Source organism: Syntrophorhabdales bacterium (genome assembly GCA_035541455.1).
In the GTDB taxonomy this organism is placed as follows: domain Bacteria; phylum Desulfobacterota; class Syntrophorhabdia; order Syntrophorhabdales; family WCHB1-27; genus JADGQN01.
Map to the genome: position 1 here is coordinate 1 of DATKNH010000061.1, position 8,227 is coordinate 8,227.

The 8,227-nt window shown below is 52.4% G+C and carries 10 protein-coding genes; 7 read left to right on the top strand and 3 right to left on the bottom strand.

Annotated elements, in window-relative coordinates; all coding sequences use genetic code 11:
* Both VMT71_06345 and VMT71_06350 read left to right on the top strand, forming a co-directional pair.
* A partial coding sequence (locus VMT71_06345; GenBank protein HVN23571.1) for a tripartite tricarboxylate transporter permease occupies positions 1 to 1,434 on the top strand: 1,434 nt, incomplete at its 5' end.
* A gap of 203 nt (positions 1,435 to 1,637) precedes the next feature.
* Positions 1,638 to 2,030, top strand: coding sequence for a hypothetical protein (locus VMT71_06350; protein ID HVN23572.1), 393 nt, complete (start codon positions 1,638 to 1,640; stop codon positions 2,028 to 2,030).
* A 115-nt stretch (positions 2,031 to 2,145) separates the two neighbouring features.
* Here the strand turns inward: VMT71_06350 and VMT71_06355 are convergent, their stop codons facing one another.
* A complete protein-coding gene (locus VMT71_06355; GenBank protein HVN23573.1) occupies positions 2,146 to 2,844 on the bottom strand; it encodes an MBL fold metallo-hydrolase in 699 nt (232 codons plus the stop codon).
* Between the two features lie 127 nt (positions 2,845 to 2,971).
* On the opposite strand from VMT71_06355, the gene VMT71_06360 reads away from it, so the two are divergent.
* Both VMT71_06360 and VMT71_06365 read left to right on the top strand, forming a co-directional pair.
* Positions 2,972 to 3,562, top strand: a complete 591-nt coding sequence (locus VMT71_06360; protein ID HVN23574.1) for a methyltransferase domain-containing protein — start codon at positions 2,972 to 2,974, stop codon at positions 3,560 to 3,562.
* 163 nt (positions 3,563 to 3,725) lie between these two features.
* A complete protein-coding gene (locus tag VMT71_06365; protein ID HVN23575.1) occupies positions 3,726 to 3,971 on the top strand; it encodes a YtxH domain-containing protein in 246 nt (81 codons plus the stop codon).
* A gap of 39 nt (positions 3,972 to 4,010) precedes the next feature.
* On the opposite strand, the gene VMT71_06370 is transcribed toward VMT71_06365, so the two are convergent.
* Positions 4,011 to 4,889: a DMT family transporter gene (locus VMT71_06370; protein HVN23576.1), complete on the bottom strand. Its 879-nt coding sequence runs from the start codon at positions 4,887 to 4,889 to the stop codon at positions 4,011 to 4,013.
* 169 nt (positions 4,890 to 5,058) lie between these two features.
* Between VMT71_06370 and VMT71_06375 the strand changes: the two genes are divergently transcribed.
* The 3 genes from VMT71_06375 (at position 5,059) to VMT71_06385 (ending at position 7,703) form a co-directional block, all read left to right on the top strand.
* Positions 5,059 to 5,691, top strand: a complete 633-nt coding sequence (locus VMT71_06375; GenBank protein HVN23577.1) for a hypothetical protein — start codon at positions 5,059 to 5,061, stop codon at positions 5,689 to 5,691.
* A 23-nt stretch (positions 5,692 to 5,714) separates the two neighbouring features.
* Positions 5,715 to 6,311: a flavodoxin domain-containing protein gene (locus tag VMT71_06380; protein ID HVN23578.1), complete on the top strand. Its 597-nt coding sequence runs from the start codon at positions 5,715 to 5,717 to the stop codon at positions 6,309 to 6,311.
* A 63-nt stretch (positions 6,312 to 6,374) separates the two neighbouring features.
* Complete coding sequence (locus tag VMT71_06385; GenBank protein ID HVN23579.1) at positions 6,375 to 7,703, top strand: hypothetical protein; 1,329 nt, start codon at positions 6,375 to 6,377, stop codon at positions 7,701 to 7,703.
* A 271-nt stretch (positions 7,704 to 7,974) separates the two neighbouring features.
* On the opposite strand, the gene VMT71_06390 is transcribed toward VMT71_06385, so the two are convergent.
* Positions 7,975 to 8,227 (bottom strand): hypothetical protein (locus VMT71_06390; protein ID HVN23580.1); only part of this gene is annotated, 253 nt, incomplete at its 5' end.

An 8,227-nucleotide genomic window follows, 5' to 3' on the forward strand; every position in this document is an offset into this window, starting at 1 on the left:
TTCATAGGAGTATTCATCGGGACCCTTATCGGTGTTCTTCCAGGAATAGGACCTGTGGGCGCTATGTCTGTCCTGTTACCTGCAACGTTCGGTATTTCACCGGTTGCCGCCATCATTATGCTGGCGGGAATCTACTACGGAGCCATGTACGGAGGATCAACCACCTCCATCCTTGTGAATATTCCAGGTGAGGCTGCTTCCGTGATCACCTGTATAGACGGCTACCAGATGGCCCGCCAAGGCCGCGCCGGACCTGCCCTCGGGATTGCAGCCTTTGGCTCTTTCATTGCGGGAACCATAGGCCTTATAGGGCTCATGTTGATGGCCGCCCCCCTGGCAAGATTTGCGGTAAAGTTCGGACCCGCAGAATATTTTTCGCTCATGTGCCTCGGCCTCTCGCTGCTCATGTATCTCACGCACGGTTCCATTCTGAGAGGACTGCTCATGGCCGGTGCCGGGCTATTCCTGAGTCTCATCGGTCAGGACATCGTCACGGGCAGGGCCCGTTTCACGCTCGGGCTGATTGGGCTGCAGGACGGCCTCGGTCTCGTGCCCGTGGTCATGGGACTCTTCGGAATCGCCGAAGTACTGGTGAATCTCGAGACAACCCAGAAAAGAAGTGTTCTTTCAACAAAGATCAGACACCTGTTGCCGAACAGGGATGACTGGCGACGGTCTTTGAAGCCCATAGGCCGCGGGTCGATTGTGGGTTTCCTGCTGGGAATCCTCCCCGGCGGTGGCGCGGTGATCTCTTCCTTTGTGTCGTACGCAATGGAAAAGAAGTTCGCGCGGCAACCGGAAAGATTCGGCAAGGGAGCCATAGAAGGGGTAGCTGGACCTGAAGCGGCAAACAATGCCGCCACCAGCGGGGCATTCATACCGCTCTTCTCGCTGGGCATTCCACCAAACGTTGTCATGGCATTGCTGCTTGGCGCACTCATGATACACGGTCTTCGTCCGGGACCACTCATGATCACCGAACGTCCTGAAATCTTCTGGGGCACAGTGGCCAGCATGTACGTGGGTAATGTGCTCCTGCTCATACTCAACTTGCCGCTGATAGGCATATGGGTGCGTGTGCTCAAGATCCCGTACAGGATACTCTTTCCTCTGATCCTCCTCTTTTGCCTCATAGGTGCATATTGTATAAGCGGGAACGTCTTCGATATCTACGTTATGATTCTGTTCGGGATTATTGGGTACGGATTCAGAAAGATAAATTATGAACCTGCCCCTCTCGTGCTCGCCTTCGTGCTGGGGCCACTGCTGGAGCAGAACCTGCGCCAGGCACTCATTCTTTCGGACGGGGATCCGGCTGTTTTCCTGACACATCCTATATCGGCAGTCTGTCTATTTCTTTGTCTCTTTCTGCTCGTCTCCTCTGTCATTCCATTCATACAGAAGAAGCGGAACATACTGGAAGAGGACTCGTGAAAAGCAGGGTCACGGGTCAGGGGACATGGGTCAAGGGTAAGTCTCAGAAGCAATATACGAGCAGCTAGGACCGGTAAACCAGCAGGCTTTTTTCTCGGCTTCTGTTGCTTTGTTCTTCATGACCCATTACCCATGCCCCATGACCCGACAACAACTTGACCCATGGCCCCGTGATCGTTATACTTCCGAACGGGAGTTCTATCGTGGACCGACGTATACTTCTCAATGTTGTGAGTGTAATTAGTTTGGTGCTCGGATTGGGTGGATCAGTCTGGATCTATCAGACAGCCTTGAATACGTCGAGGGTCCTTGGTTACGAAGAGGGAAACGGCTCTGCATATCCGGTCGCCCCCGAGGATTCAAAGCTGTTTCTGAGGGATTTGGAGCTTTACGGCGGCAAAGCAAATATTGTTGCCTACAAACTCAGGACGTGGTTCACCGGGCTTTGGCACGGAAAATCCCTCGCCGTAATAGTAGGCTGCGCCACCATTCTTGCTTCCTTCGGATGTTACTATGCTGCTAACCACACACCATCCGGCAGAAACCCGGATGCAGACCACAGCTCTACTACGCCGACAGATGTAATACAAAAATAGGTTTAATGATATTATTTGATATTTTTAGGTACCACTATGGTTTTTATTAGATTCTTTTCAGAACCATTAATAACTTATAAAATACATAATCGAATCTTTTGTGAAAGCTATTTGACTAACGTGAGTGATCGTGCTGTGTGCCAAGATTTGATGCCATGCAGGTTCTAATGTACTTCGTTGCCATTCGGCGCGGCTGATACACGCCTGTGTGACCGTCACAGAGTATATCTGCATTGAGGTTGAGAAGTTTTTCTGCCGAACGTTTCCACGCCACAGGATCGCAGTCAAACTCTTTGAGCAGGGGCGCTCCCAGATCCTGCGCAAATAATACTCTCTTCCCGCCTGCGTCAGCATAGACAGAGATCGACCCCGGGGTATGACCCGGCGTATGGAGACAGAACAACTCCTGCTCGCCGCAGGCGAGACGCTCCTCTTCTCCCTCGAGAATAATATCAATCGGGAAGGGTAAAAACACTTTTTGAAAGCAGAAGGCCGCGGTAAGCCTGTTGTCTCCCCGTGCCACAATAGCCGCATCCAACCTGTGCATCGCAAGGCGCGATCCAAAACGCTGGCGAAACCGGTCGGCTCCGCCGATATGGTCAATATGGCAGTGCGTCAGAATGACCGTTGATACGTCCTTCGGATCAAGGCCCTGTTCTTCTATGTTGCGTCCTATGAGGTCGATGCTCTCGCCAAAACCGGTATCTATCATCACCAGTTCTCCGACATCTAGAAGGTATACGGAACAATCCCTGGGATCAGTAATATCATTGCCTGCCACTCTGAAGATGCGCATCAGGAAAAGATAGCACATGCCATCTCTTTGTCAAGCCGGCTTCTGCAGACCTCCGTCTGAACGGCTGCACGAAACAAGCAGTGAAGAGAGGTCTACTGACGGGGAGGTGGATTCTGTGGTAGTCTGCAGGGTTGAGGAATTGAGAATGGAAAAACAGCTGCCGGGTGCCGGCATGAGCAGCTTCGACTTGATCCATGTGCAAATCTTGTTCGAGCGGCTCTGTCTCGCAAAAGGGAGCACCTTCGTTGACCTCGGGTGCGGCCGGGGAGAGTACGCGATCGAGGCGGCCTTACGCATCGGGGAAAAAGGCATCGCTTACGCGATAGACCTCTGGGAAGACGGACTCGTTGTCCTTGCCACAGAAGCCGAGTTCAGAGACCTGCCGCAACTGAGAGTGGTCGCTGCTGACATATGCAGCACATTGCCAGTTGACGGTGCCAGTATCGATGTCTGTTTTGCCGCCGTGGTGTTTCACGACCTGGTCCAGGAAGGTTGTGCTGAGAGCATGCTTGAAGAGGCGCACAGGATTTTGAAGCCTCACGGCAGGCTGGCGATTCTCGAATTCAAGAAATTCGACGGCCATCCGGGCCCACCCATTTCCGTTAAGCTTTCGCCTGATCAGGTGGAGCAGATCGTTGCCCCTCATGGCTTCGCGCGAAACGAGGTAACGGAAGTCGGTCCCTACAATTATCTGATCACGTTCGAGTCTGTGTTCCATGCAGCAGCCAACGATTGACAGCGGGGCGTGATAAACTCAATGTTAATCCCTAAGTCCACTCCACTGCAACCACGCCACCCCGAGGCTGTAGAAACTCAACAACCTAAGTTGAACGGTACAGGTGTCCGGATTATAATAATATCAGTTGACGGGAAATTGGACACAAGGAGAAGAAGATCACATGTCTAGAGAACACTGTGCGAATGTTTTAACAGTGCTTTCATTCTTTGCCGGAGGACTGTTGGGGTTGGGCATTGCGATGCTCATGGCACCGCAGGGGAGCCAGATAAGGGCCAAGATAAAAAGCGCTGTCGGAAGAAAGGAAAGGCTGACAAGGGAGCAGATCATCGAGGAAGGTATGCAGTGCGCTGTACCCGAAGGAATAGACATCTGTTATCCGGAAGAGGCAGAAGAATCGCAAGACTGACTAAGCCGGGTGGACAGGATTCCGCTCTCAGGCATCCCTCTACATTGCGAAGACAAGCATGATAAAGCCCGCAACCATCAGGCTGGCACCAATGAACCGTTCCCTTATCCCCGATTCCATGAATAGAACGAATCCATACATTACACCGATCAGTACAGCAAGTCTCCTGGCCGATATGATGTACGCCACCTTCGTGAGGCTGAGGCCGACCACATAAGAGATTGTACCGACAAACTCCCATATGCCCGGAAACAGAGCAGCCCTGAAAACCTCCGCGCTCTTGACCCCTCTCCACTCGGTTCTTGCGCAGTAGAGAGCGACCGGTGTCAGAAGGATAAAAAAACCCGTCCAGTAGACAATGGCAAAGAAAATGGGTGAGGAGTCCATTATTGCCTTCTTGCTGAGTGAGGCTGTGACGCTGTAGATGAAGGCCACGAGTATCATGTAGACTGAGCCCCGCTCTCTGAAAATTGCGGCAAGAGGTTGCAAGATGCCTTTTTTGAATTCCTTCATGTGGAGCGCGTACCCGCCGATGGTTATGCATAGTACACCGAGCACTCCCAGCCCTGAAATCTTCTCCCCGATGAGCACATAGGAGACTCCGATGAGAAAAACCGGAGTGAGTGAGAGAAAAGGCAACGTGAGACTCAAGGGCGAGCTTTTCAGGGCCTTGATGTACAGAACGATCGCTATGACTTCCAAGGGCAGGGCAACAGAGAGAAGCTTCCAGAATTCGTCACCGACGTGAGGAATGGAGATGAGAGGTAGCATGGCAAGCAGCATGATTGTTGCGATGAAATAGGCGAGCCAGGTGACAAGGTACTCGTTGTATTTGAGGAACATCTTTTTTAAGAGGGCATTATTGGTCGCAAGAGAGAAAGCTGACAGGAGACCGAACAGTATCCAGAGGTGCTGCATGGCCTCATACTCTATATGAACATACGTCGAATATCCAGCCGCAAGAAAGAGGTATCACACCAGGGAGCCGGCACAGAAACACCCCGCTGTTGACTTTCTGGCACGTTACAGTAAAATGTTTTGTTGGACGTACGCATTTTCCCAAGCCAATCGCAAGGAGCTATGCAGAATGACCACGCAAGAACTGGCAGAACTCTTTCTCGTCTCTCTCTACGACATGGCGGAAGCCGCACCCCATCCTTATTTCCTTTTCACCATGAATGAGTTTGTTCCGAGGATGGGAATTACTGACATGTCAGAACTCCGCAAGGCCCTGGATATCCTGGAAGAAAAGGGGTTGATCTATCTTGCTTCCACAGACAACTGGGGAGGCGTCAGCGCAGGAATCACGATGGATGGCTCGGTATTCGTGGAAAAAGGCGGGGAGACCGGAATTATTGAACGCTACCGCAAGGACCCGGCATCGGTAGGCATAGTGTCCCAGACTGACGCAGCATCTCTAATCCAACAGACAGTTCTTGAATCCGTGAGCCCTCCCGGGCCGCGCAATATGCAGCCTCCTGTCCCTGATGCGCCGGACAATGTGCTGGACACGGTTGTCGCCGAAATGGCAACCACAGTCAGGACCGAAGGCGGCATGGACTCCGCCACCAGAGCAGACCTGATTGCCGACATCGATACCTTGAGGATTCAGCTATTGAGGGGCAAAAAGAATGAAACGGTCATAAGAGCAATTCTCGATAACCTGTCGGCATTTCCTTCTCTCGCGCCTCTCGCCAGGCTTATTCTCCGATTGACGTAACGGAGCACACAAAGGAGGGTACCATGCATCGCAGAGCATTCCTGAAGACGCTGCTTGCAGGAGCAGGATTGACGCTTATCGGTCGGCCTGAAACCTATGCCATGAAGTTATTCCCGAACCAGGGCAGACAGAGATGGGCCATCCTTTTCGGCTCGCGTTACGGAAGCACGAGGGATGCCTCCATCTGGATATCAGAAGGGATGGGAGGTGCTGCGGATGTATTCGACGCCCGTGAGAATCCCGACCTTTCCTCGTTTGACGCACTAGTGGTGGGTACGGGTATCTACAGCGGCAAGATAGATCAGCACCTCGAGGCCTATCTTGCCCGGAATGCTGCCCTGTTGTCCGGCCGGATCAAGGCACTCTTCATTGTCTGCGGAGGGGGTGACACGCCGAGAGCTTCAGAGTACGTGGATGCACTCGCAAAAGCGTGCGGGACAAAACCGGCTTTGACAAAGGTTTTCCAGGGAAGGCTGACCAAGAGGCTGCTCAATCCCCCCGATTACAAGATAGAGGAAGAAGTTGCCAAGCGCCAGAACCACCCTTTCGAAGATTACGACCGCCTTCAGAGAAAGGATTGCTTGAAATTTGGAGAAGAAATCCTTACAAAGAAGTACTAGGGGAGGAGAAACCTAAATCCCAGTATGTTGACCTGAAGATAATCAGTATTGGAGGCAAATAGAATGAGCGGTATTTTCGGGTTTATAGGCAAAAGTAACGCGTTCATTGAAGTACGCACCGGCTTGGAGAACCTATCTCATAGAGGACAGCAGAGTTGGGGCATCGTTTCAGGGCTGAAGGACGGCTCTTTTTCTGAAGTGAGGAAAGTCGGATCAATTTTCCAGGGCTTCCCATTCAGCCGTTTGCACGCAGGATCTGTCGCCATCGGTCAGGTGCGTTACCCTACGGCAGGTGAAGCAACCGAGCGGAATTCGCAGCCCATAGTCGGCAGTTCAAGAAAGGAAAAAGTGGCGGTCGTACATAATGGCCACATTCCCAGGTACAAGCAACTGATGGAAGAGATCGGTGGTCTTTTTCAAACAGAGACCGATACTGAAGTTATCCTTCAGATGGTCGCCCGCGCCGAAGGCCCGACGCTGCTTGAAAAGACGAAGAAGACGCTGGCCTCTCTGGGACGTGAAGCAGCTTTCAGTCTGATTCTGCTCCACAAGGGACAACTGATTGCCGCAAGAGATCCCTTCGGGTTCCGGCCACTTTCGGTCGCAAGGCGTGGTGAGGAAGGTGACTATGAGTGGGCAGTTGCTTCTGAAACGTGCGCGTTTCATGACCGCTTCGAGTGGATTGGAGATGTGGAGCCGGGGCAGATCGTGGTGATGGACGGAGAACAAGCCAGAGCAATCTCATTTGCTCCCCCTCATCCTCGGCCCTGCATGCTGGAATGCCTCGATTTTGCTTCGCCGGCCAGCCAGGTTTTTTCCATAAATATCTACGAATTTCGGGAAAAGGCCGGCATACGATTGGCAGCCGGCGAAACAGAGAGAGCTGACCTTATAGTTCCTATTCCCAGGGCCGCCATACCGGGAGCGTTGGGGTTTCACGCTGCTACAGGCACGCCTTACAGACAGGCAATCAATACCATTGGAGAGATCGGCAGGATTTTCATCGTCTCAAAAGAGAAGGACAGAATTGAAAAGGCTGAGAAGAAATTCCAGATCAACAGAGAGATGATCAGAGGTAAAGAGATCCTGTTGATAGACACTATCCTCGTCAGAGGATCGACTGCCATGGTGTTGATTCCCAAATTGCGCGAGGCAGGGGCGAAGAGGATTCATTACCGCGTCACCGCACAACCCCCTCGTTTCCCGTGCCTCATGGGCATGGCGCTGGCCAGACCCGGAGAACTGGTGGCCACGAACCGAACAGACGAGGATCTGAAAAACTTGCTTCGCGTGGATACGTTCAGGTATCTGAAAACAGAAGAACTGAGAGAACTGACCGGTACGGATTTCTGCGATGCGTGTATGACGGGGAAGTATCCCTTCCCTGTATGATGCGTATTCGTCTTCAAGCGTATACCTTCGTTGCCCTTCGGCCTGTTCTTGCTCGATGTACCGCCCGTACGCCTGAGTGGACCCAACTGCCTTGGCCGGGCACCCGCGAGCTGCCAAACTTCGGGTCCGCGGGGGTGGCAACGGTCTCCATCTTGAAGACGAATACGCATAAGTACTGCAATGTAAAACGGGTCCCCAGAGCTACCGCGATGCTCACTCCAGGAACAGTGCTCAAGAACTAGTCTCCAAATGGGAAGAGCGTTGCTTGTTATTATGTAGTGGCGGTGTCGCGTCTCTCTGCGGGGAAGGAGACGGAGAAGGTGCTGCCTCCTGAATCCGCGCAATCACTCACAGCCTTGCAGTGACTGCACAGGGAAATGTCTCCGGGGCAGAGGCCCTGTTCGGTAGGTATGTAGCAACAGCGCTTGCTCTTCATCGAAATTTCAAAACCGAAGCGTCTCGCATAAAGCTTCATCCTGAAGAGTTCAAGCCCTTTTCCTCCTGCCCCAAAATCGTAAGGGTTC